Below are 21,939 nucleotides of genomic sequence, written 5' to 3'. Positions count from 1 at the left end.
CCATGACCGACATGTTCTGCCCCGGGGATCACCGCGCAGGCACGGTCATGAGCGATGAGGCGTTTCTCACCGCGCTCGCCGAGGTCGAGAACGCCTGGCTGGCAGTGCTTGTCGAGCATGGCGTGGCTCCCGCCTCTGCCGCGGCCGATGTGACGGCGCTCGTCGATCGCACCGATGCGACGGCGATCGCCGTGGGCGCCGAGAAGGACGGCAACCCCGTCACCGGCCTCGTCGCTCTGCTGCGGTCACGCGCCGACGGCGAGACCGCACGATGGCTGCACCGCGGAATGACAAGTCAGGACGTCCTCGACACCGCGCTGATGCTGTGCACGCGCGACGCGCTCACCGCGCTCCGTGCACACGTGGACAGGCAACTCCGAACGCTGACCGAGCTGGCCCGGACTCATCGGCATGACCCGCTGCTCACCCGCACGTTGACCCAGCCCGCACTCCCGGGCACCGCGGGCCTGAAGTTCGCGGTGTGGCTGGGCGCAGTGCTCGACGCCGTCGACACCCTGCGGTGCGTACCGGAGCCCGCAGTGCAGGCCGGTGGTGCGGCTGGGACGATGGCCGCGGCGACCGAATTGGCCGGCTCGACCGAGGCCGCGATGGCGATGTCAGCGTCGCTCGCCTCGAAACTCGGCCTCCGACAGGCACTTCCGTGGCACACGTCGCGAGCGCGGCTGACCCGCCTCGGCGATGCGATGGTCACCCTCTGCGATGCGTGGGGGCACATCGCCAATGACATATCGGCCGCCGCGCGCAGCGGCGTGCTCGTCGAGCGCACGGGCGGCGGGTCCTCGACGATGCCGCACAAGAGCAACCCGGTGCTGACCGTGCTGCTGCGCCGCGCAGCACTGACCGCACCCCCGTTGGCCGCAACACTGCACGCCGCGTCGGCGGCGTCGGTCGACGAGCGCGCCGACGGCGCCTGGCATGCCGAGTGGGCTGCGCTGCGGACGTTGGTCCGGCACACCGTCGCCGCCGCCGACCAAGCCGCCGACCTGGTGGCCGGACTGCAGTTCGACGCCGACCGGGCCCGAGCTGATCTCGCCGCCGCCGAAGGGATCGACGCCGAGCAGCAGACCATGGCCGCGTTGGTGGATCATCCGCCCGCCCCCACCTACACCGGCGTTGCCGATCAGCTGATCGACGCCGCATTGCGCCGCGCCACCGCCTATTCAGAGGAGACACGATGAGCACATACGACGACGGTATGGCGGTCCGCCGTGAGGTTCTCGGCGATGCGCACGTCGACCGCGCCGTGGCAGGAACCACTGCCTTCACCGCCGATTTCCAGGACCTGATCACCCGCTACGCGTGGGGTGAGATCTGGACCCGTCCCGGCCTCGACCGCAGATCGCGCTCGATGATCACGCTCACCGCCCTCGTCGCTCGGGGACATCACGAGGAACTCGCGATGCATGTGCGGGCCGCCCGGCGCAACGGTTTGTCCGTCGAGGAGATCAAAGAGGTGCTGCTGCAGTGCGCGATCTACTGCGGGGTGCCCGACGCGAACACCGCTTTCCGCATCGCCGCCCGCGCCCTCGAGGACTAGCCCCGGACCAGTTGCGCGGCGGCTACCTGGCGTCCGGATAGGCCCAGATAGGCTCAGCCCTCGTGCGTGCCGTGCTGATCGTGAACCCGAATGCGACGTCGACGACGCCCGCGGGCCGCGACTTACTGGCCCACGCGCTGGAGAGCCGCACCACGCTGTCCGTCGCGCACACCGACCATCGCGGACATGCGATCGAGATCGCCGCGGAAGCGGCCCGCGGCGGCGTCGACGTGGTGATCGTGCACGGTGGCGACGGCACGGTGAACGAGGTCGTCAACGGGATTCTCGGCGAGTTGGGGCCGACCAACCGCGGCCCCGCTGTCGGCGTCGTGCCCGGCGGGTCGGCGAACGTGTTCGCCCGCGCCCTGGGCATCAGCCCCGATCCCCTCGAGGCCACCAACCAACTCGTCGACCTGCTCTCGGAGTATCGGCGCACCCGCAGGTGGCGACGCATCGGACTGATGGACTGCGGGGAGCGCTGGGGCGTGTTCACCGCCGGCATGGGCGTCGACGGCGCCGTCGTGGCAGCGGTCGAGGAACAGCGCGCCAAGGGCCGCAAGGTCACCGCGGCCCGCTACATCCGGGTGGCGATCCGGGAGGTGCTGGCGAGCGCGCGGGAGGAACCCACGCTGACGCTGCACCTGCCCGACCGCGAACCGATCAGTGGCGTGCACTTCGCGTTCGTGTCCAACTCCAGCCCGTGGACGTACGCCAATGCCCGCCCGGTGTGGACGAATCCGGACACCACCTTCGACACGGGCCTCGGTGTGTTCGCCACGACCAGCATGAATGTCTGGGCCAACCTGGGGCTGGTCCGCCAGATGCTCTCCCGGAAGCCCCGGCTGACGGCCAAGCACCTCGTGCGCGACGACGACCTCGCCGGCCTGACGGTGACCGGTGACGGGCCGGTCGCCTGTCAGATCGACGGAGATTTCATCGGTGCGCGCGAAAAAATGACGTTCACTGCGGTTCCGGACGCGCTCGCGGTGGTGGCGCCGCCCGCAAAATATCCGTCCTGACCGGTCCTGAGCTGCGCCGGAGCAATCTGGGAGTGATTTCACAGGCCTCAACGAGGGCGCAGATGAGTTAAGAGTAGTACAACGGAGTTGAGGGTCGGAAAACGGTCCGCTGTAGTGAGATAGCCCACGTGTTAACGAACTGCTATTGACATCTGTTCAGCCTGTGAAAGCATCGGATGCAACAGCGCAGAAACATTTGGTGCGCTTGCGTTAACAGCCGAAGGAAAAAGCTCGTGCGCTTCGCTGCGCACACGATAAGGAGTAGAACTCATGGATTGGCGCCACAAGGCGGTCTGTCGCGACGAGGATCCGGAACTGTTTTTCCCGGTGGGAAACAGCGGCCCGGCCCTCGCCCAGATTGCTGACGCAAAGCTCGTGTGCAACCGGTGCCCCGTCACCGCGGAGTGCCTGAGCTGGGCTTTGGACTCCGGTCAGGACGCCGGCGTCTGGGGTGGCATGAGCGAAGACGAGCGCCGCGCCCTCAAGCGCCGCAACGCTCGCACGAAGGCTCGCTCCGGCGTCTGATCTTCCGACGCGAACTTCTGCCGACGGCCCCGACGAAAGTCGGGGCCGTCGCTGTGTGAACTGAATTACACGCCAGCTATCCGTAATGCGAACGCACAGAATGGCAGCGCCCGCCACAATTCTCAGAATTGAGTCGTGCGGGCTCGGCGGCCTATCGGCACCCGCAGCACCACATCGGTTCCACCGCCCGGGACGTCGTGCATCCCCAGCGATCCGTCGAGTTCGGCCGACACCAGGGTCCGCACGATCTGCAACCCCAGGCGGTCGGACTTCTCCAGGCTGAAGCCCGCGGGCAATCCGCGGCCGTCGTCGTGCACGACCACGTCGAGCCAGCGCGCCGACCGCTCCGAACGAATCGTCACGCACCCGGTCGCCGTGGTGCTGTCGAACGCGTGCTCGATGGCGTTCTGCACCAGCTCGGTGATCACCATGATCAGCGCAGTCGCCCGGTCGGCGTCGAGGACACCCAGGTCGCCCTGCCGATTGATGCGGATCGGCGAATCCACGGTGGCGACGTCGTTCATGATCGGCAGGATCCGGTCGATGACCTGGTCGAGGTTCACCTCTTCGTCGACCGACATCGACAGCGCGTCGTGCACCAGGGCAATGGACGACACGCGGCGCACCGATTCGATGAGCGCCTCTCGACCTTCCGGATTGGTGGTGCGGCGCGCCTGCAACCGCAGCAGCGCGGCCACGGTCTGCAGGTTGTTCTTCACCCGGTGATGGATCTCCCGGATCGTGGCGTCCTTCGACAGCAGCGCCCGGTCACGCCGTTTCACCTCGGTGACGTCGCGGATCAGCACCGCCGCCCCCACGGCGGCGCCGTGGGCCAGCAGCGGGAGCGTGCGTAGCAGGACGGCGGCCCCGCCGGCGTCGACCTCCATCCGCATGCTGGACCCGCCCGCCAGCGAGTCCCGCACGTGGTTCGCCAGCTCCTGCGCCTCGAACGGATCGGAGATGAGGGGTCGGGTGACGCTGACGAGGTTGTGCCCCTCGAGTTCGGCCGTCAGCCCCATGCGGTGGTAGGCCGAGATCGCGTTCGGACTGGCGTAGACGACGGCTCCGGCCTTGTCGAGACGGATGAAGCCGTCGCCGACACGCGGACTCGACCGTGACATCGCCAGGTCTCCCACGTTGGGGAAGGTGCCCTCCGAGAGCATCAGCAGCAGATCGGCGGCACAGTCGACGTAGGCGACCTCGAGCGGGCTCGCCTGCCGGGGCGCCAGCGACGTCTGATGGGTCAGGACGGCGACGACGTGGGAACCGTGGCGGACCGGGACGGCTTCGACGTTCAGGCCGGGCCCACCGTCGGTGCCGTCGACCGTGGCCCGCCCGATGGCGCCGGAATCGAAGGCCGTCGCGATGATCGGTACCGTCGCGGTCTTGGCGACCGTACCGACGGCGTCGGCGAGCAGCACGGTCGGCGCCGTGTTGGGGCGAACCTGCGCGACGCATACAACGCGGTCGTCGTCGCGGCGCACCCACATCAGGAAGTCGGCGAACGACAGATCGGCCAACAACTGCCATTCGCCGACGACGGCGTGCAGGTGATCGACGGCGTTGCCGGGCAGGACAGTGTGCTCGGCGAGCAGGTCACCGAGGGTGGACATGGACCTGCAGCGGGCTAGCTGATGACGGCGATGAGATCGCCGGCCTGGATCACGTCACCGACCGAGACGCTGACCTTGCTGACGGTGCCGGCGACCTCGGCGAGCACCGGGATCTCCATCTTCATCGACTCGAGCAGCACGAGTGTGTCGCCTTCGCCGATCTGATCGCCCTCGCTGACCACGACCTCGAGCACACTGGCCACGATTTCCGCGCGAACGTCCTCGGCCATCTTCAACCCCACTCATCCACCGGCGTCTTTGTCCGGTCTATCGAACCACACCCTGCTGTGGACAGAGCACCAACTGGCCCGTGCGACAATGGCTGCAATCAGTCGAGCAATTCGGAGGTGGACGATGGCCAAGCGGGGCCGCAAGAAGCGCGATCGGAAGCACAGCAAGGCCAACCACGGCAAGCGACCCAACTGCGGGTCGAAGTCAGTGCGCTGACGCCCCTGATCAACGACGAACCGCCCGGACTTCTTCACAGAAGCCGGGCGGTTCGTCGTCGTTGGCGCGGGTTGTGGGGTCAGCCCCCGCGGATGATCGTTGTCTGGCTGATCTGGATGCGCAGCCGCTCCCGCAGGCTCTCCGGAGCGCGCTCACCGCTGCACTTGGTGGCGATCAGGTTCTTGACGCGTTCTTCGACGCCGTAGTGGCGCAGGCAGGTGGGGCACTCTGCCAGATGGTGGCGCAGCCGGTCGCGGGTCTCGACGGTGCACTCGCCGTCGAGCAGCGTCCACACCTCGGCGATGACTGCGGCGCATTCGGGATGCTCGGGGTCGATCGGACCGATCGGCGGGGTCCAGCGTTCCTCGTCGGACCCGCCCTGCGTGCTGCTCATGACGTGACCTCCTGGGTCGCCTCGGCCTGCTGGCCCCGGATGAAGCCGCGTTCGCGGGCCACATCGGCCAGCAACTCGCGCAATTGGCGCCTGCCGCGATGCAGCCGCGACATCACCGTCCCTATCGGCGTATCCATGATCTCGGCGATCTCCTTGTAGGGGAAGCCCTCTACGTCGGCGTAGTAGACGGCCATCCGAAAATCTTCGGGCAGCGCCTGCAGGGCTTCCTTGATCTCACTGTCGGGCAGCATCTCCAACGCCTCCACCTCGGCGGACCGCAGCCCCGTCGACGTGTGTTCGGCATTGGCCGCGAGCTGCCAGTCGGTGATCTCCTCGGTCGGATACTCCGCCGGCTGGCGCTGCTTCTTGCGGTAGCTGTTGATGTAGGTGTTGGTCAGGATCCGGTAGAGCCACGCCTTGAGGTTGGTGCCCGCCCGGAAGGAGCGGAACCCGGCGTACGCCTTGACCATCGTTTCCTGCAGCAGATCCTCCGCGTCGGCGGGGTTGCGCGTCATGCGCAGCGCACCGCCGTAGAGCTGATCGAGCAGCGGAATGGCATCCCGCTCGAAACGAGCGGTCAGCTCGGCGTCCGATTCCTCGGCGGCCGGTGTGGTCTCTGGATCGAGGCTTGCTTTTGGATCGAGGGTGGCTTCGGCAGCCGACCCATCGGTGTCAGTCATTCTCAGGAACACCGTCCCTTCTGTTGCGGCACCATCGAGGCGATCCGGCAGACGCACCAGACGCAACGGGGCCTCTACGGCCAACGTTGGCACCATCTATCCCCTTCTGTCGATCCTAGAGGTCATGACTGACGACTTTCTCTGTAGCTGCCACCTGCTCAGCTGATCGAGACAACAGCGGCAACGGCACAGCTGTTCCCGCGAGCCTCGTCGTACCCTGTCCCGGTGGCCCGCGCAGCGACCCCGGCGATCGCAGCCCTGGTGGCGGCCGGTGTGCCGCACACCGTGCTGGCCTACCACCACGATCCCCGCAGCGAGGCTTTCGGTGACGAGGCCGTCGAAGCGCTTGCGGGTGACGGCCTGGTCGCCGGGCAGATCTTCAAGACGCTGGTCGTGGCGCTGCCGAAAGGGTTGGGCGTCGCGGTCCTGCCGGTGCCGTCGAAGCTGTCGCTGAAGGCCGCCGCGGCGGCGCTGGGAGCGGCGAAGGCGACGATGGCGGATCCGGCCGCGGCGCAACGTTCCACCGGGTACGTGCTCGGCGGGATCTCCCCGCTGGGGCAGCGCAAGCCGCTGCCCACGGTGGTGGACTCCTCGGCGCTGGGCTGGGACCGGGTGCTGTGCAGCGCGGGCAAGAGGGGCCTCGACGTCGCGCTCGCCCCGCAGGATCTGGTCCGACTGACCAACGCGGTCACCGCCGAGATCACCGCGCTCTAGGGTGAAGCCCATGTCACTTGCGGGAAAAACGATGTTCATCTCTGGAGCGAGCCGCGGTATCGGGCTGGCGATCGCCAAACGTGTCGCCTCCGACGGCGCCAACATCGCGCTGGTCGCCAAGACCGCGGAACCGCATCCGAAGCTGCCTGGGACCATCTACACCGCGGCCAAGGAGATCGAAGAGGTCGGCGGCCAGGCGTTGCCGATCGTCGGCGACGTCCGCGACGGGGACTCGGTGGCGGCGGCCGTGGCAGCCGCGGTCGAGCAGTTCGGCGGGATCGACATCTGCGTCAACAACGCCTCGGCGATCAATCTCGGCTCGATCGAGGAAGTTCCGCTCAAGCGGTTCGATCTGATGAACGGCATCCAGGTGCGCGGCACCTACGCGGTGTCCCAGGCGTGCATCCCGCACATGAAGGGCCGGGAGAACCCGCACATCTTGACGCTGTCCCCGCCGGTGCTGCTGGAGTCCACGTGGCTCAAGCCGACGCCGTACATGATGGCGAAGTTTGGAATGACGTTGTGCGCGTTGGGTATTGCCGAAGAGATGCGGGAGGCGGGCATCGCGTCGAACACGTTGTGGCCGCGCACGATGGTGGCCACCGCCGCGGTGCAGAACCTCCTCGGCGGCGAGGAATCCATGAAGCGCTCACGCAAGCCCGAGGTGTACTCCGACGCGGCCTACGCGGTGCTGACCAAGCCGTCGAGCTACACCGGCAACACGCTGCTGTGTGAGGACGTGCTGCTGGAATCGGGTGTCACGGATCTGTCGGTGTACGACTGCGTGCCCGGTTCCGATCTGGGCGTGGACTTCTGGGTCGACGCGGCGAACCCGCCCGGCTACACCCAGCCCTGAGGTTCGGCGACGCGCGTGGGGCGGCCGAATCGCGCGTGTACACCCGGCGAGTAGAGCGGCCTCAGCTGCGGCCCAGCGCTGACCACGCCCGCGGCCGCCACCAAGTCGTCGGACAGGACCTCGATCTCGGCGCTGTGCAGCGGCCACGTCGCGTGCTCGTTGGGCAGCCACCACGTGCGGCCCGCCTTGCGGGTGTGTGCGCCCCACCGCGCGGTCAGCCACACCTCCAGCGGTGTCGGCTCGATCGGCGCCCCGACGCGCACCGCCACCTCGGTGCGCAGTCCCCGCTGCGGCCAGCGCCTGACACTGCGGTAGCGGATGCTCTCGTCGTCGCGGGTCACCCGCATCTTCGCCCACGTGTAGGGGATGCCGAGCGCTGCACGGCTGGCCGCGACCGCTGCGAGTCGCTCGGTCTCCAGGGAGCGGAACAGCACCCCGTGCCGACCGGCGTCGTCGACGGAGTAGAGCCGGACGTTGGTCTCGGCGAACGTCCCGAAGTACGGCAGCCGCACCACGCTGCCCAGCCGCAGATTCCGCATGCTGAATGGGACCAGGCCCACATAGGTCACGCCGTCGATGACGTCTGGCCGGGCGCCGGGCGGGAAGAACGGCGCGACGGTGTGCGGGTCGACGGGCCAGTGCACGAACGTCAGGTCGGCCCAGAACTGGTCGAAGGTCACCGGTCGCGACAGCGCAGGCGCATCGACGGCGAACCCACTCATGGGCCCCATCGTGGCACGCTGATCGGTATGACCTCGTCGATCTGGGCCGGCGGAAGTTACGACACCGTCGGTGACCGTATTGCGCACATCGCTTCTCGCGTTGTCGACGCCGCCGCACGGAGGCGCCCGCTGCAACATGCCACGGTGGTCGACCTCGCCTGCGGTACCGGCAGTGCTGCTCGTGCCGCGGCCGCCCAGGGAGCGCAGGTCACCGGCGTGGACCTGACCCCGGAGCTGATCGACCTGGCCGCGCAGCGTGCGCCCCACATCACGTGGGCCGTCGGCGATGCCGCCGACACCGGGCTGGCGCCGTCGTCGTTCGACGCCGCGGTGTCGAACATGGGCATCATCTTCGTCGACCCGGACCGGCAGACCGCCGAAGTCGAACGGCTGCTCACGCCCGGTGGCGTGCTGGCTTTCTCGGCGTGGGTGCGGCGCGGGGGCAACCCGCTGTTCGACCCGATCGTCGAGGTGCTCGGTCCGCCCCCGGCTGCGCCCTACACCCCCGATCAGTGGGGTGACGAGCAGATCGCCGCGCAGCGGCTGGCGCACTTCGACGACCTCGATTTCCACCACGGCGAACATCGCTGGGAGTTCGAGTCCGTCGCCCGCGCCCTGCAGTGGCTGCAGACCGGCTCACCCATGCACGTCGCGACGTTCGAGCGCGCCGGCACCGCGCGCCAGGATCTCGCCGACGCGTTCACCGCGACTCTCCAGCAGCACACCGATCCCTCGGGCGCTGTCACGGTGACGTCCCCCTACGTCGTGGTCACCGCCATCTACCGCGCCTCGTAGAGGATGCCGCGGCCGATGGCTTCCCGCACGACAGGCATCGCGGCACCGGCCAGCGCGCCGGCATCGACGCCGTGATGGGCGGCGAGCAGGTCGATCAGCATGCCGAGTGGTACCTCGCCCCGGCACCCGGCCAACAACGCCCGCGACACCTCGTCGACGCCGATGACCGCACCGGGTCCGCCGGGGCGACGAACGGCGGCGCCGACCGTCTGCCAGCCGTCAGGACCCGGCAGTGACTGCTCCTCGAGGAACACCGGCGCGGTGCTCAGGCGGCTGGCGAGCAGCTGGTCGTCGCTGGTGCCGTGCAGGTACTCGCGCCGGGCGAAGAACGCCTCCACCTCGGGACCGGTCAGCTGCTCGTCGGCGCCGGTGATCTCCTCGAAGATCTGCTCGGGCGTCCGTTCCTCGCCGCGGCGTCGCGCGCGCACCACGACCATGCCCATGCCGACCCCGGCGATCCCCTCGGCGTCGAACCAGTCCAGCCACCGCCCGCCACGCCTTGCCGCCTCCTCGGGCAGTTCCCCCGCGTCGGAGGTCCACAGCGAGACGTAGCTGATCGGATCGGCGAATTCCCGTTGCACCACCCACGCGTGCAGCCCGCTGCCGTCGAGCCAACCCCGCACCCGATCGCGCCAGTCCTGCCCGTCTCGCACGATCCAGTTCGCCATGATCTGCGCGGTGCCACCCGGTTCCAGATGCTCACCGACCTCGCGAATCATGGCCTCGCACAGGGCATCTCCAGCCATGCCGGAGTCACGGTAGATGTAATCGAGGTCCCCGACGCCGACGACGAACGGCGGGTTGGACACGATCAGGTCGAACCGCTCCCCTGCAACGGGTTCGAACAGACTGCCGGACCGCAGATCCCACGACATGTCGTTGAGCCGGGCCGTCGCTGCCGCCAACGCCAACGCACGGTCGTTGGTGTCGGTGGCGACGACCTCGTCGCAATGCCCTGCCAGGTGCAACGCCTGGATGCCGCAGCCGGTGCCGACGTCCAGGGCCCGGCCGGCGCGCGACCGAATCACCGCGTGCGCCAACGAGATCGACGCACCCCCGATGCCGAGAACGTGGTCGTGACGCACGGGGCCGGGGCGCAGCGCCGCGTCCTGGTCCGATACGACGAGGAAGTCGCGCGCCCCGTCGCCGTGGGGCCGGATGTCGAGGACGGCCACGACGGCGTCCGCCCCGGCAGGCTCGACGACTCCGGCGGCGGCCAACGCGTCGACACCCGTGCGAGGGAACGCCTGCGCGACGCGCTCGCGGGGCTCGGCGGCGCCGAGCAGGAACAGTCGCACCAGCGTCGCCAACGGTTGGCCGGCGGCGGACGCCTTTTCGGTGGCGCGCAGCGCCGACCACCACAGCCCCCTGCTGAATGCACCACCGGCGTCGGCGCCGAGCAGCTCCCCCACCCCGTCGGTGGTGTACTGCGCGGCCACCAAGTCGGAAGCCAGTGCGTCGACGACCGCCGGGTCGGGCAGCGGCAGGCTCACAGCAAGGTGCCCTGCTCGGGCTGCGGCTCGACGGGCTCGATCAGCTCCGGCCCGTTGTTGCGCACGCTGTTGACCAGGCGTGACACCTCCCGGATCTCGATGCGATCCAGATCGCCGTGGCCACGCAGCAGCCCCTCGTCGATCGGGGCGTCGGGGTCGAGCCAGTGGTCCCAGTCATCGGCGCTGATCGTCAGCGGCATGCGGTCGTGGATCTCGGCCAGCGGGCCCGCCGCATCGGTGGTGATGATCGTGCAGCTCAGCAGCGGAGGAGCGTCTTTCGGGGCGTCCTTGGGCCGCCATGTCGACCACAGGCCTGCCATGAACAACGGCTCACCGTCGGTCGAGTACATGAAAAACGGTGTTTTGGAACCTTTTTCGCCCTTCCATTCGTACCAGCCGGCCATCGGCACCAGGCAGCGTTTGGCCTTGGCGGAGCTGCGAAACGCCGGGGACGACGTGACCTTGTCAGAGCGCGCGTTGATCAGCAGCGGACCCTTGGTCTCGGGTGCACCGGTGTCGGTGGCCTTGACCCACGGCGGGACCAGACCCCAACGCATCAGCCGCACGCGGCGCGTCGACTCGTCGTCGGGATCGGTGTGCCGCTTCACGACGGCGGCGACATTGGTCGTCGGCGCCACGTTGTAATTCGGAGACGGCGGGTCCTTCAACTGGGAGGTGGCCTCGTCGATCGCCTTGATCTTCTCGGCCAGCAGCGCCGGATCGGTGGTCACCGCGAATCGCCCGCACATGACCCCATGGTGGCAGAAACCAGCGACAGGCCAGGATGGACCACAATGAACTCCGTGAGCACCTGGCCGGCCCCGTCGACGTCGACCCCTGTCCATGCCACCGTGACGGTGCCCGGCTCGAAGTCGCAGACCAACCGTGCGCTGGTACTCGCTGCACTCGCCGCGGCCGGCGGCGGCACCTCGGGTGTCTCGGGGACTCTGCGCAGCCGCGACACCGACCTGATGATCGCCGCGCTGCAAGCCCTCGGCCTGCAGGTCGACACGTCGGCCAGCGACGACACCGCGTTGACGATCAGCGGCGGGCTGACCCCGCGGCCCGGCACCCGTATCGACTGCGGGTTGGCGGGAACGGTGCTGCGGTTCCTGCCGCCCGTCGCGGCACTGAGCTCGGAATCAGTGACGTTCGACGGTGACGAGCAGGCGCGCGCCCGGCCGATCGCACCGCTGCTCGACGGGTTGCGCGGGCTCGGCGTCGGCGTCGACGGTGACGGCCTGCCGTTCGAGGTGAGTGGCAACGGATCAGTGCGCGGGGGCACCGTCGAGATCGACGCGTCGGCCTCGTCGCAGTTCGTCTCCGGGCTTCTGCTCTCGGGTGCCGCGTTCGACGAGGGTCTGGAGATCGTGCACACCGGCGCGGAAGTGCCGTCCGCTCCGCACATCGCGATGACCGTCGCGATGCTGCGCGAGGCCGGCGTCACCGTGAACGACACGACCCCGAATCGCTGGCAGGTGTCGCCGGGACCCATCGCGGCCCGCGACTGGGCGATCGAGCCGGACCTGTCCAACTCCGTGCCGTTCCTGGCGGCCGCGATCGTCAGCGGCGGCAGCGTCCGGGTCACCGGCTGGCCCGACGTCAGCGTCCAACCGGCTCAGACGATCCTGTCGCTGCTGAAGGGGTTCGGCGCGGTGGTCCGCCGCGGCGACTCCTACCTGGAGGTGCAGGGCACCGCCACCTACGACGGCGTCGACGTCGACCTGCGAGCCGTCGGTGAGCTGGCGCCCTCGGTGGCGGCGATGGCAGCACTGGCCACCCCCGGATCGGTGAGCCGTCTGCGCGGTATCGCGCATCTGCGCGGCCACGAGACGGACCGGCTCGCGGCACTGAGCACCGAGATCAACCGCATCGGCGGGCAGTGCGAGGAGACCGAGGACGGGCTGACGATCACCGCACAGGTGATGCACGGCGGTGTCTGGCACTCCTACGCCGACCACCGGATGGCGACCGCAGGCGCGATCGTCGGCCTGCGGGTGCCCGGCATCGAGGTCGAGAACATCGGCACCACCGCCAAGACGCTGCCGGACTTTCCGCAACTGTGGGCCGACATGCTGGCCGGGCAGACCGACTCCACGGCCGGCCTTTGAGTCGACGCGAGTACGACGAGTCCGACGTCCGGGTGCGGCCCGGGCGCGGCTCGCGGCCGCGGACCAAGACCCGTCCAGAACACGCCGACGCCCGGTCGGGCATGGTCGTCACCGTCGACCGGGGCCGGTGGGGCTGTGTGCTCGACGGTGACCCCGAGCGGCGCGTGACCGCGATGCGGGCGCGCGAGCTCGGCCGCACGTCGATCGTCGTCGGCGATGACGTCGACATCGTCGGCGACCTGTCGGGGCGCACGGACACGCTGGCGCGCATCGTGCGGCGGGCGGAGCGCCGGACGGTGCTGCGCCGCACGGCCGACGACACGGACCCGACGGAGCGGGTGGTGGTCGCCAACGCCGACCAGTTGTTGATCGTGGTGGCGCTCGCGGATCCGCCGCCGCGCACAGGGCTCGTCGAGCGCGCGCTGATCGCGGCGTTCGTCGGGGGCCTGACCCCGATCCTGTGCCTGACCAAGTCGGACCTCGCCCCACCGGAACCGTTCGCCGCGCAGTTCGCCGGGCTGGACCTGACGATCGCGACGGCAGGCCGGACCGACCCGCTGGAGGCGGTGCAGACGTTGTTGGCCGACAAGGTCACGGTGCTGCTGGGCCATTCCGGGGTGGGCAAGTCGACGCTGGTGAATCGCCTTGTGCCCGAGGCGGATCGGGCCACCGGAGCGGTCACCGACATCGGTCGCGGCAGGCACACGTCCACGCAGTCCGTGGCGTTGCCGCTGGCCGCAGGCGGATGGGTGATCGACACGCCGGGGATCCGGTCGTTCGGGCTGGCCCACATCGCACCCGACGACGTGGTGATGGCGTTCTCGGATCTGGCCGATGCCATCGAGGACTGCCCCCGCGGCTGCGGGCACCTGGGGCCTCCGGCCGATCCCGAGTGCGCGCTGGACGAGCTGTCGGGCCCGGCGGCCGACCGGGTGGCGGCAGCCCGCCGCCTCCTCGCCGTGCTGGGGTGAACGTCCTCTGGCGAGCGCGCGCTCGCGCCCGATCGGGGGCAGAATCTGACCGCCTGCCGACGATCTCGCGACCGTGTTTGCCGCCCACGTCGACCGGGCACGCTGCCCCGCGAAGGAGGAATGGACTGTGACACACGTACCCACCATCACGCTCAACAACGGCGCGACGATCCCTCAACTGGGATTCGGCGTCTACCAGATCAAGCCCGACGAGACCGCGGACGCGGTGAAGACGGCTCTGGACATCGGTTACCGCCACATCGACACCGCGGAGATGTACCAGAACGAGAAGGGTGTCGGCGAAGGCATCCGCAATTCCGGCATCGACCGGGGCGAGGTGTTCGTCACCAGCAAGCTGAACAACGGCTTCCACAAGCCCGACGACGCACGCCGGGCCTTCGACAAGACGCTCTCGGAACTCGGCTTCGACTACGTCGACCTGTTCCTGATCCACTGGCCGCTGCCCACGCTCTACGACGGCGACTACGTCTCGACGTGGAAGACGTTGGAGGAGTTCGCCAAAGACGGCCGCGCCCGCAGCGTCGGCGTCTCCAATTTCCAGGTCGACCATCTCGAGCGGCTGGCCGCGGAGACGGGCACCGTCCCGGCCGTCAACCAGATCGAGGTGCATCCGTACTTCACCAACGAGGAAGTGCGCTCCTACGGTGCGCAGCACGGCATCGCGACCGAGGCCTGGTCGCCGATCGCGCAGGGCAAGGTGCTCGACGATCCGGTGATCACCCGCATCGCCGACCAGGCCGGCAAGACTCCGGCTCAGGTGGTGCTGCGTTGGCACATCCAGCGTGGCGACATCGTGTTCCCCAAGTCGGTGACCGAGCAGCGCATCAAGGACAACTTCGCACTGTTCGACTTCGAGCTCGGCAGTGAGGACGTGGACGCGATCTCGGCGCTGGACAAGGGTGAGGACGGCCGCACCGGCCCGAACCCGGACACGTTCGACTACGTCCCGTAAATCCCGGGTCCCCAACCCCGCGAACAGACACGAACTCGGGCGACACGCCGTGGCGTGGCCCGAGTTTGTGTCTGTTCAGCAGAGAAATCAGCAGGAAATCAGGCGGCCATTTCCCGGTTCTCGAGCACGGCGGCCTTGCGGGCACGCCGGCGCGCACGCACCGCTGCGATCGCGGACTTCAGACCACGCCGCTCGGAGGGGTCCAACTCCACGAACATCCGCTCGCTGCGGGTCTCGGGTGCATCGTCGGCGGTGTCGCTCAGGAACCGGTCCGGCAGAGACAGTTTCGCGATGGTGCGCCACGACTTGCCGTACTGCACCAGGAACGAACCCGTCGTGTACGGCAGGTCGTACTTGTCGCAGATCTCACGCACCCGCACCGAGATCTCGTAGTAGCGGTTGCTCGGGAGATCCGGGAACAGGTGATGCTCGATCTGGTGGCACAGGTTGCCGCTCATGAACCGCAGCAGGGGGCCGTTCTTGAAGTTCGCGCTGCCGAGCATCTGACGCAGGTACCACTCGCCGCGCGTCTCGCCGATCATGTCGGTCTTGGTGAATTTCTCTGCGCCGTCGGGGAAGTGGCCGCAGAAGATCACGGCGTTGGCCCACACGTTGCGGATGACGTTGGCCATGGCGTTGGCCTTCAGCGTGGACGTGAAGGATGCCGCCGGAGACAGTGATGTCAGCGCCGGGTAGGCCACGTAATCCTTGGCGACCTGGTGGCCGGCCTTCACGCCGAACTCCTTGATCCGGCCCATCGTCGCCTTGCGGTCGTCACGGCCCGTGAAGATCTTGCCGAGCTCGAGATGTTGCAGTCCCACGCCCCACTCGAAAGCCACACAGAGCAGCGTGTTGAAGAACAGGTTGCCGAGGTTCATCGGCGTCCAGCGCTGGTCACGGGTGACCCGGATGACGCCGTAGCCCACGTCGTCGTCCATCCCGAGGATGTTCGTGTACTTGTGGTGCATGAAGTTGTGAGTGAAGCGCCAGTGCTTGGAGGCACCGCTCATGTCCCACTCCCAGGACGACGAGTGGATCTCGGGATCGTTCATCCAATCCCACTGGCCGTGCATGACGTTGTGACCGATCTCCATGTTCTCGATGATCTTGGCCACGCCCAGCGTCGACGCGCCAGCCCACCAGTAGGCCCGCTTGGAACTGCCGGCCAGCATCAGCCGACCTGCGACCTCGAGCGCACGCTGGACGGCGATGGTGCGGCGGATGTAGCGCGCGTCGCGCGCCCCGCGGGAGTCTTCGATGTCCTGCCTTATCGCGTCGAGTTCACGCGCCAGGCCTTCGACGTCCGCTTCAGATAGATGAGCGAACTCCGGTACGTCGGTGATTGCCATGGGTTCCACCCCTCCTCTCGCATACCTACGCTAGCGTAACCTACGAATCCGTAGGTTACTAGCGGGTAAAGGTCACACGTCCAGTGTGCAGTCTCCGGATGCGGCCGAGACGCAGGTCTGCACTCGGCTGCCGGGTTCGTGCTCGACGCCCGTCCTCAGATCTTTGACATGCCCGTCGAGCAGTCCGACGACACATGACTGGCAGATGCCCATCCGGCACCCGAACGGCATCTGGATGCCCGCCGCCTCGCCGGCATCCATCAGTGAGGTCGCGCCGTCGACGACGACCTCTTTGTCGGCACGGGCGAACGTGACCGTGCCGCCGCTGCCGTGGCCGCCGCGGGTGACGGCGAACCGCTCGAGGTGCAGCCGATCGTCGATCCCGGCGGCGGCCCAGGTGCGCTCGGCCGCTTCCAGCATCGCCTCGGGCCCGCACGCCCACGTCTGGCGCTCCCGCCAGTCGGGAACGACGTCGTCGAGGCGGGCGAGATCCAGCCGGCCTTGGCTGCGGGTGGTCCGCAGCACCAGCCTGTAGTCGGAGTGGCGGTAGGCCATCGCGGACAATTCCTCGGCGAACATCACGTCGGCCTCGGTCGGTGCGGAGTGCACGTGCACCACGTTACCGAGTTGGCCGCGCCGGCTCAGCGTGCGCAGCATCGAGATCACCGGGGTGATGCCCGAGCCGGCAGTCAGGAACAGCACTGACGCCGGAGCGGGATCAGGCATGACGAAGTTGCCTTGCGGCGCAGCCAATCTCACGATGGTGCCGGGCTCGACGCCGCCGACGAGGTGGCTGGACAGGAACCCCTCGGGCATCGCCTTGACGGTGATCGTGATGGTGCGCGAACCCCTGCTGGTGACGGGGCTGCTGGTCAGCGAGTAGGACCGCCACCGCCAGCGACCGTCGACCAGCAGGCCGATGCCGATGTACTGGCCGGCCTGGTAGTCGAACGAGAACCCCCACCCGGGCTTGATGACGATGGTCGCTGAGTCGACGGTCTCGCGCCGCACCTCCAGCACGCGGCCGCGCAGTTCCCGTGCCGACCACAGCGGGTTGGCCAGTTTCAGGTAGTCGTCGGGCAACAGCGGCGTGGTGATGCGTTCGGCGACCGTCCGCAAGAAGTGCAGACCGGGCCGCTCTTTCGCCCCGGCGATGGTCGGCCGCACGGTGTCGGCGACCTTGGCAGTCGATTTGATCGTTGTCTTGGCCATGGGAGCTCCTGCCGAATCGCTGTTGCTCAACCTACGGTACCGTAACTTACGCATCCGTAGCCAGTGCATCACAGCAGCTCCAGCAGGAAAGGCAGCTCCTGCGTCGCATACCAGGCCAAATCGTGGTCCTGTGCATCTCCGACCGTCAGCTCGGCGTCCTCGTCTCCCAGATCCGCCTCGTCGACAGCGGCGACGGCCGCCGACACTGCCGCCTCCGCCGCCGCGTTGTCGACGTACGCCGCGATAACCTTCCCCAGGACGATCTCACCAGCCACCCGCACCACGGCATCGTCGAGGTCGGGCCGCAGAGTGACGTCGTCGGCGTCGACTTCGAGTACCGCGCGCAGGCTCGGCAGCCCGGTCTCCCCCTCGTCGCCGAGCAGTCGCAGCGACGCCAGCGCGGCGTCACGCAGCGCGACGTCGGCCAGCTCCTCCTCGTCCCCCTCGGCGTAGGCCTCCCGCAACGTGGGCGTCACCGCGAACGCGGTGCCGTTGACGGGACGAAGAGTTCCATCGGCGACCAGCCGCTGCAGCATGGCCAGGGTCGCGGGGACGAAGACGCGCACTCGCCTGAGCGTAGTGGGCGCGCCCGGCTCAGGTGCTCGGCGAGCCCTTGGGTGCGTCTCCGTCAGAGGTGCAGTTCGGGTCCTTCTCGACGGGGATGATGAAGTCGTCGCCGTGCTGGGTGACGCCGGCGACCACCGCGCTGTCGACCACCTCGGCGGCATACGCCCGCCGGAGGATCTTCGGGTCCCGGCGCAAGTCCTTCAGCAGGGCCACCGCCATCGCGACCATCACCAGCAGGAACGGCAGCGCCGCGATGATCGTGATCGTCTGCAAGCCGTTGAGGGCATCCTCGCCGCCGACCAGGAGCATCACCGCAGCCACCGCGCCGGTGGCCACGCCCCAGAAGATGACGGTGCCCCGGCTGGGATGGATGGTGCCCTTCTCCGACAGCGAACCCATCACGATGGACGCGGCGTCGGCGCCCGAGACGAAGAAGATCGCGACCAGGATCATCACGATGATGCTCGCGATGATCGCGATCGGATACTGGTCGAGCAGCGTGAACAGCTGCTCTTCCACGCCGCCCTCGCCGGCGAGGTCGGTTCCGTTCTGCTGCACGTTGATTGCCGCGCCACCGAAGATCGCGAACCAGACCAGAGACACCACGCTCGGCACCACCAGCACACCCGCCACGAACTGACGGATGGTGCGGCCGCGGGAGATTCGCGCGATGAACATGCCGACGAACGGCGTCCACGAGACCCACCAGGCCCAGTAGAAGATCGTCCACGACTGCAGCCAGGTGTTCACCGCGCTGCCCTCGGCACCGGTGCGCGCCGACATCATGTTCAGGTCGGCGAAGTAGCTCCCCAGCGAGGTCGGCAGCAGGTTCAGGATGAAAACCGTTGGGCCGACGACGAAGACGAAGGCCGCCAGCAGCACGGCCAGCACCATGTTGATGTTCGACAGCCACTGGATGCCCCGGGACACCCCTGATACCGCCGACAGCACGAAGCACACCGTGAGCACGGTGATGATGACGACGAGGATCGCGTTGCCGGTCTCACCGATCCCGGCGACGATCTGCAGGCCACTGCGAATCTGCAACGCGCCCAGGCCAAGTGACGCGGCCGAGCCGAACAGCGTGGCGAAGATCGCCAGCATGTCGATGACCCTGCCCCACGAGCCGTTCGCCCGGCTCCCGAGCAGTGGCTCGAACGCCGAACTGATCAGCTGCAGGCGGCCCTTGCGGTAGACGCCGTAGGCGATGGCCAGCCCGACGACGGCGTAGATCGCCCACGGGTGGAGCGTCCAGTGGAACAGCGTGGTCGCCATCGCGTGCTGCACGGCTTCGGGATTGCCTTCGGCACCGGTGCCGGGAGGCGGTGTGACGAAGTGCGTGAGAGGTTCTGCGACGCCGAAGAACATCAGGCCGATGCCCATGCCGGCGCTGAACATCATCGCGACCCAGGAGATGCCGTTGAACTCCGGCGGCTCGTCGTCGCGGCCCAGCGGGATCGTGCCGTAGCGCCCGAGCGCGAGGTAGAGCACGAAGACGACGAAGCCCGTGCTGGTGAGCACGAACAGCCATCCGGTCTTGTCCATCACCCAGGTCAGCGCGGTCTGGGAGGCGCTGGCCAGCGTATCGACGCTGATGAAGCCCCAGGCCAGGAACGCCAGCGCGATGACGGCGGTGACGCCGAACACCACCCAGTCGAGGCCCCGGGAGTGGGTGAGGTGCGAGTCCTCGACGTGCACGTCGAGCACCGGATGAGCGACGGGGATGGGACCGGCGCCGGTGGATTCCGTACCGGTGGATTCGGTGCCGGTGGAACCGCTGCCGCCCGCCACGCCTGTCGTCAGTTCGTCTTCAGAGGTCGACATCTGCAACATTCGACTCTGACTCGGGGCAGTCGTCAACTTCAGCCCCCGGCCACCGGAGGGCTACTTCGCGGCCTCCACCAGTTCGTCGAGCGCCTCGCGCATCAGATCGGGCAGCATGTCGACGTCGCTCATGGCGTCGCGATCGGCGTTGATGCCGAAGTACAGCGTGCCGTTGTAGGACGTGACGCCGATCGCGAGCGCCTGGTTGTGCAGCAGCGGCGGCACCGCATATGTCTCGATGAGCTTGGCCCCGGCGATGTACATCTGCTTCTGCGCGCCGGGCGCGTTGGTGATCAGCAGGTTGAACTGACGCGCCGAGAAGCTGGTCGCCACCCGGATGCCCATCGCGTGCAGCGTCGGCGGCGCGAAGCCCGACAGCGTGATGATGCTGCGGGCGTCGACCAGCGCTCCCGCGGTGGGGTGCGATTCGGTGGCGTGGGCGATCTGGGAGAGCCGCACGACGGCGTTGCCTTCCCCGACGGGCAGGTCGATCAGGAAGGGCGCCACCTCACCGACGGCCTGACCGGGACTGGACGAGTCGCCTTCGGTGTCGGGGTAGACCGACATCGGGGCCATCGCCCGCACCGTCGTCGTCGCGGTGACGGGTTCCCCACGCGAGAGCAGCCAGTTGCGCAGCGCGCCGGCGACGACGGCGAGCACCACGTCGTTGATGTCGCAGTCGTAGCGCGCCCGCACCATCCGGAACTCGTCGAGGTTGGCCGAGGCGACGGAGAACCGCCGGTTGCGGGACACCGTGGTGTTCAGCGGGCTGCTGGGCGCCGTGCCGCGGGCGACGATCCGGGCGACGTCGGCCGCCCGCCGGCCCAGCTCGACGAGCTGACCGGTGTTGGTCACCGCCTCGGTCAGCGCGGAGCGCACCGCAGCTGCCTGCTGGGTGGGCCGGGCGATCCATTCGCCGAGGGCGCCGATCAACAGCTGCCGGTCGGACGGCTCGCGCCCCGGAATCCAGATGTCCTCGTCGAACTCGGGCTGCTTCTGGGTGCGGTCTGCGATCACGTGCCCGATTTCCTGCGCCCTCATGCCGTTCACCAGGGCCTGGTGCGATTTCGTGTAGATCGCGATGCGGTTCTTGGCCAGGCCCTCGACCAGATACATCTCCCACAGCGGCCGGGACTTGTCGAGGGGCCGGGACGCCAGGCGCGCGATCAACTCGTGCAGCTGCGCATCGCTGCCCGGGGACGGCAGCGCCGAGCGCCGGACGTGATAGGTGATGTCGAAGTCGCGGTCGTCGACCCAGACGGGCCGCGCCAGCCCGAAGCCGACCTCGCGGACCTTCTGCCGGTAGCGGGGAATCTGCGGGAGCCGCCGCTCGATGGTCTCGAGCAGCGTCTCGTAGCTCAGGCCGTTGCGCGGTTTGCGCACGATCTCCAGCGACCCGACGTACATGGGGGTGGCGGAGTTCTCCAGCCGGAAGAAGGACGCATCCGACGACGACAACCTGGTCACCACTGCCGCGCCGCCCCCTCCCTGTGCCTTCGAGACGCCTCACGGTATCGGCACCGGCGCGGGGTGCGCATAACGGGTGCTTCGAGGGGTCGGTGAGCCGTGTCATCATCGACAGGTCTGCCACTCTCCAGCAGGCGCGCCATCCCCGCCGACCGCTGGAGAACCGTCATGACCTCAATTTTCCTACCATCCCCCACCTGGGTCACCTCACCGGTGATCGACTGCGAACCCGCCCCCGCGCCGCTGGGTCAGCAGTGCCCCATCCCGTCGGGGTCGTCGCTGCACCGCATCCGTCCGCACCGGCCCGCCCCGCGGGAGGCCCCTCCCCCGAAGTCGGCCGTCACGTTCGCCGAAGCCGCGCTCCTGCAGACGATCGAGGTGATCGACCGGCGTCGGCCCGTCGCCGCGCTGCGGCCGTTGATGACGCCGCCGCTCATCGATCGCGTACTGGTCCGCGCCCGCGCCCCGCGAACAGGCAGCGCGACGCTGCACCGTGTTCGGGTGCGCGCCGTACACGCCGGCCCGGACGAGCCCACAGCCGCCGAGGTGTTCGCCTCGTTCAGCCGCTCCGGTCGCGTCCATGCGATCGCGGCGCGCATCGAGCGCCACCGCGACGCATGGCGAATGGTGGCGCTGCAGATCGGGTGAC

At 68.5% G+C, this 21,939-nt stretch carries 24 protein-coding genes; 12 read left to right on the top strand and 12 right to left on the bottom strand.

Features of this window, described 5'->3' with window-relative positions; genetic code table 11:
- Nucleotides 1-2: 2 nt before the first annotated feature.
- The 4 genes from ACZYYX_RS11610 (at nucleotide 3) to whiB1 (ending at nucleotide 3,102) form a co-directional block, all read left to right on the top strand.
- Nucleotides 3-1,199, top strand: coding sequence for a lyase family protein (locus ACZYYX_RS11610; protein ID WP_463814538.1), 1,197 nt, complete (start codon nucleotides 3-5; stop codon nucleotides 1,197-1,199).
- Complete coding sequence (gene pcaC, locus ACZYYX_RS11605; protein WP_463814537.1) at nucleotides 1,196-1,558, top strand: 4-carboxymuconolactone decarboxylase; 363 nt, start codon at nucleotides 1,196-1,198, stop codon at nucleotides 1,556-1,558. Before ACZYYX_RS11610 ends, pcaC begins: the two co-directional genes overlap by 4 nt.
- A 62-nt stretch (nucleotides 1,559-1,620) precedes the next feature.
- A complete protein-coding gene (locus tag ACZYYX_RS11600; protein ID WP_463814536.1) occupies nucleotides 1,621-2,577 on the top strand; it encodes a diacylglycerol/lipid kinase family protein in 957 nt (318 codons plus the stop codon).
- 270 nt (nucleotides 2,578-2,847) lie between these two features.
- Nucleotides 2,848-3,102, top strand: coding sequence for a transcriptional regulator WhiB1 (whiB1, locus tag ACZYYX_RS11595; RefSeq protein ID WP_046364816.1), 255 nt, complete (start codon nucleotides 2,848-2,850; stop codon nucleotides 3,100-3,102).
- Nucleotides 3,103-3,224: 122 nt separating this feature from the next.
- Here whiB1 and ACZYYX_RS11590 read toward each other — a convergent pair whose 3' ends face one another.
- The gene (locus ACZYYX_RS11590; protein ID WP_463814535.1) at nucleotides 3,225-4,715 is read right to left on the bottom strand and encodes a sensor histidine kinase; all 1,491 of its coding nucleotides are present in this window, start codon (nucleotides 4,713-4,715) and stop codon (nucleotides 3,225-3,227) included.
- 14 nt (nucleotides 4,716-4,729) lie between these two features.
- Complete coding sequence (locus ACZYYX_RS11585) at nucleotides 4,730-4,945, bottom strand: biotin/lipoyl-binding carrier protein (RefSeq protein ID WP_043414713.1); 216 nt, start codon at nucleotides 4,943-4,945, stop codon at nucleotides 4,730-4,732.
- A 124-nt stretch (nucleotides 4,946-5,069) separates the two neighbouring features.
- Here ACZYYX_RS11585 and ACZYYX_RS11580 point away from each other — a divergent pair, with 124 nt between their 5' ends.
- The gene (locus ACZYYX_RS11580) at nucleotides 5,070-5,162 is read left to right on the top strand and encodes a 50S ribosomal protein bL37 (protein WP_104863173.1); all 93 of its coding nucleotides are present in this window, start codon (nucleotides 5,070-5,072) and stop codon (nucleotides 5,160-5,162) included.
- A 79-nt stretch (nucleotides 5,163-5,241) separates the two neighbouring features.
- Here ACZYYX_RS11580 and rsrA read toward each other — a convergent pair whose 3' ends face one another.
- Both rsrA and ACZYYX_RS11570 read right to left on the bottom strand, forming a co-directional pair.
- Nucleotides 5,242-5,556 carry a mycothiol system anti-sigma-R factor gene (gene rsrA, locus ACZYYX_RS11575; RefSeq protein ID WP_463814534.1) on the bottom strand — a complete coding sequence of 105 codons (315 nt, stop codon included), beginning with the start codon at nucleotides 5,554-5,556 and terminating at the stop codon, nucleotides 5,242-5,244.
- Nucleotides 5,553-6,236 (bottom strand): sigma-70 family RNA polymerase sigma factor, encoded by a 684-nt coding sequence (locus ACZYYX_RS11570; RefSeq protein ID WP_463814533.1) that lies wholly within the window; start codon nucleotides 6,234-6,236, stop codon nucleotides 5,553-5,555. The genes rsrA and ACZYYX_RS11570 overlap by 4 nt, the downstream gene beginning before the upstream one ends.
- A gap of 225 nt (nucleotides 6,237-6,461) precedes the next feature.
- On the opposite strand from ACZYYX_RS11570, the gene ACZYYX_RS11565 reads away from it, so the two are divergent.
- Complete coding sequence (locus ACZYYX_RS11565) at nucleotides 6,462-6,950, top strand: aminoacyl-tRNA deacylase (RefSeq protein WP_463814532.1); 489 nt, start codon at nucleotides 6,462-6,464, stop codon at nucleotides 6,948-6,950.
- A gap of 10 nt (nucleotides 6,951-6,960) precedes the next feature.
- Complete coding sequence (locus ACZYYX_RS11560; RefSeq protein ID WP_463814531.1) at nucleotides 6,961-7,806, top strand: SDR family oxidoreductase; 846 nt, start codon at nucleotides 6,961-6,963, stop codon at nucleotides 7,804-7,806.
- On the opposite strand, the gene ACZYYX_RS11555 is transcribed toward ACZYYX_RS11560, so the two are convergent.
- The gene (locus tag ACZYYX_RS11555) at nucleotides 7,791-8,528 is read right to left on the bottom strand and encodes a YqjF family protein (RefSeq protein ID WP_463814530.1); all 738 of its coding nucleotides are present in this window, start codon (nucleotides 8,526-8,528) and stop codon (nucleotides 7,791-7,793) included. The two genes, ACZYYX_RS11560 and ACZYYX_RS11555, sit on opposite strands and share 16 nt — an antisense overlap.
- A gap of 27 nt (nucleotides 8,529-8,555) precedes the next feature.
- On the opposite strand from ACZYYX_RS11555, the gene ACZYYX_RS11550 reads away from it, so the two are divergent.
- Nucleotides 8,556-9,323, top strand: a complete 768-nt coding sequence (locus ACZYYX_RS11550) for a class I SAM-dependent methyltransferase (protein ID WP_463814529.1) — start codon at nucleotides 8,556-8,558, stop codon at nucleotides 9,321-9,323.
- On the opposite strand, the gene ACZYYX_RS11545 is transcribed toward ACZYYX_RS11550, so the two are convergent.
- On the bottom strand, nucleotides 9,308-10,816 hold the full coding sequence (locus ACZYYX_RS11545; protein ID WP_463814528.1) for a DUF7782 domain-containing protein: 1,509 nt from the start codon (nucleotides 10,814-10,816) through the stop codon (nucleotides 9,308-9,310). The two genes, ACZYYX_RS11550 and ACZYYX_RS11545, sit on opposite strands and share 16 nt — an antisense overlap.
- Entirely contained in the window at nucleotides 10,813-11,565 is a 753-nt protein-coding gene (locus tag ACZYYX_RS11540; RefSeq protein WP_463814527.1) for an SOS response-associated peptidase, read from the bottom strand. The genes ACZYYX_RS11545 and ACZYYX_RS11540 overlap by 4 nt, the downstream gene beginning before the upstream one ends.
- Nucleotides 11,566-11,610: 45 nt before the next feature.
- On the opposite strand from ACZYYX_RS11540, the gene aroA reads away from it, so the two are divergent.
- The 3 genes from aroA to ACZYYX_RS11525 all read left to right on the top strand — a co-directional run bounded on the left by aroA (nucleotide 11,611) and on the right by ACZYYX_RS11525 (nucleotide 14,871).
- On the top strand, nucleotides 11,611-12,927 hold the full coding sequence (gene aroA / locus ACZYYX_RS11535) for a 3-phosphoshikimate 1-carboxyvinyltransferase (protein ID WP_463814526.1): 1,317 nt from the start codon (nucleotides 11,611-11,613) through the stop codon (nucleotides 12,925-12,927).
- The gene (rsgA, locus tag ACZYYX_RS11530) at nucleotides 12,924-13,898 is read left to right on the top strand and encodes a ribosome small subunit-dependent GTPase A (RefSeq protein ID WP_463814525.1); all 975 of its coding nucleotides are present in this window, start codon (nucleotides 12,924-12,926) and stop codon (nucleotides 13,896-13,898) included. The genes aroA and rsgA overlap by 4 nt, the downstream gene beginning before the upstream one ends.
- A gap of 127 nt (nucleotides 13,899-14,025) precedes the next feature.
- Nucleotides 14,026-14,871, top strand: coding sequence for an aldo/keto reductase (locus tag ACZYYX_RS11525; protein ID WP_463814524.1), 846 nt, complete (start codon nucleotides 14,026-14,028; stop codon nucleotides 14,869-14,871).
- Nucleotides 14,872-14,969: 98 nt separating this feature from the next.
- On the opposite strand, the gene ACZYYX_RS11520 is transcribed toward ACZYYX_RS11525, so the two are convergent.
- From ACZYYX_RS11520 to ACZYYX_RS11500, 5 genes are all read right to left on the bottom strand, one after another.
- Nucleotides 14,970-16,220, bottom strand: coding sequence for a fatty acid desaturase family protein (locus tag ACZYYX_RS11520; RefSeq protein ID WP_463814523.1), 1,251 nt, complete (start codon nucleotides 16,218-16,220; stop codon nucleotides 14,970-14,972).
- 72 nt (nucleotides 16,221-16,292) lie between these two features.
- A complete protein-coding gene (locus ACZYYX_RS11515) occupies nucleotides 16,293-17,432 on the bottom strand; it encodes a ferredoxin reductase (protein ID WP_463814522.1) in 1,140 nt (379 codons plus the stop codon).
- A 68-nt stretch (nucleotides 17,433-17,500) separates the two neighbouring features.
- On the bottom strand, nucleotides 17,501-17,998 hold the full coding sequence (locus tag ACZYYX_RS11510; RefSeq protein WP_463814521.1) for a DUF6912 family protein: 498 nt from the start codon (nucleotides 17,996-17,998) through the stop codon (nucleotides 17,501-17,503).
- 28 nt (nucleotides 17,999-18,026) lie between these two features.
- Nucleotides 18,027-19,823 carry a BCCT family transporter gene (locus ACZYYX_RS11505; protein WP_463814520.1) on the bottom strand — a complete coding sequence of 599 codons (1,797 nt, stop codon included), beginning with the start codon at nucleotides 19,821-19,823 and terminating at the stop codon, nucleotides 18,027-18,029.
- A 60-nt stretch (nucleotides 19,824-19,883) separates the two neighbouring features.
- Nucleotides 19,884-21,293: a WS/DGAT/MGAT family O-acyltransferase gene (locus tag ACZYYX_RS11500; RefSeq protein ID WP_463814519.1), complete on the bottom strand. Its 1,410-nt coding sequence runs from the start codon at nucleotides 21,291-21,293 to the stop codon at nucleotides 19,884-19,886.
- Nucleotides 21,294-21,458: 165 nt separating this feature from the next.
- On the opposite strand from ACZYYX_RS11500, the gene ACZYYX_RS11495 reads away from it, so the two are divergent.
- On the top strand, nucleotides 21,459-21,938 hold the full coding sequence (locus tag ACZYYX_RS11495; protein ID WP_463814518.1) for an Rv3235 family protein: 480 nt from the start codon (nucleotides 21,459-21,461) through the stop codon (nucleotides 21,936-21,938).
- The last annotated feature ends 1 nt before the right edge of the window (nucleotide 21,939 follow it).

This window comes from Mycobacterium sp. IDUB_1, from assembly GCF_055419625.1.
Note: the sequence above shows the minus strand (reverse complement) of the source record. Positions and strands in the feature narration are given on the sequence as shown.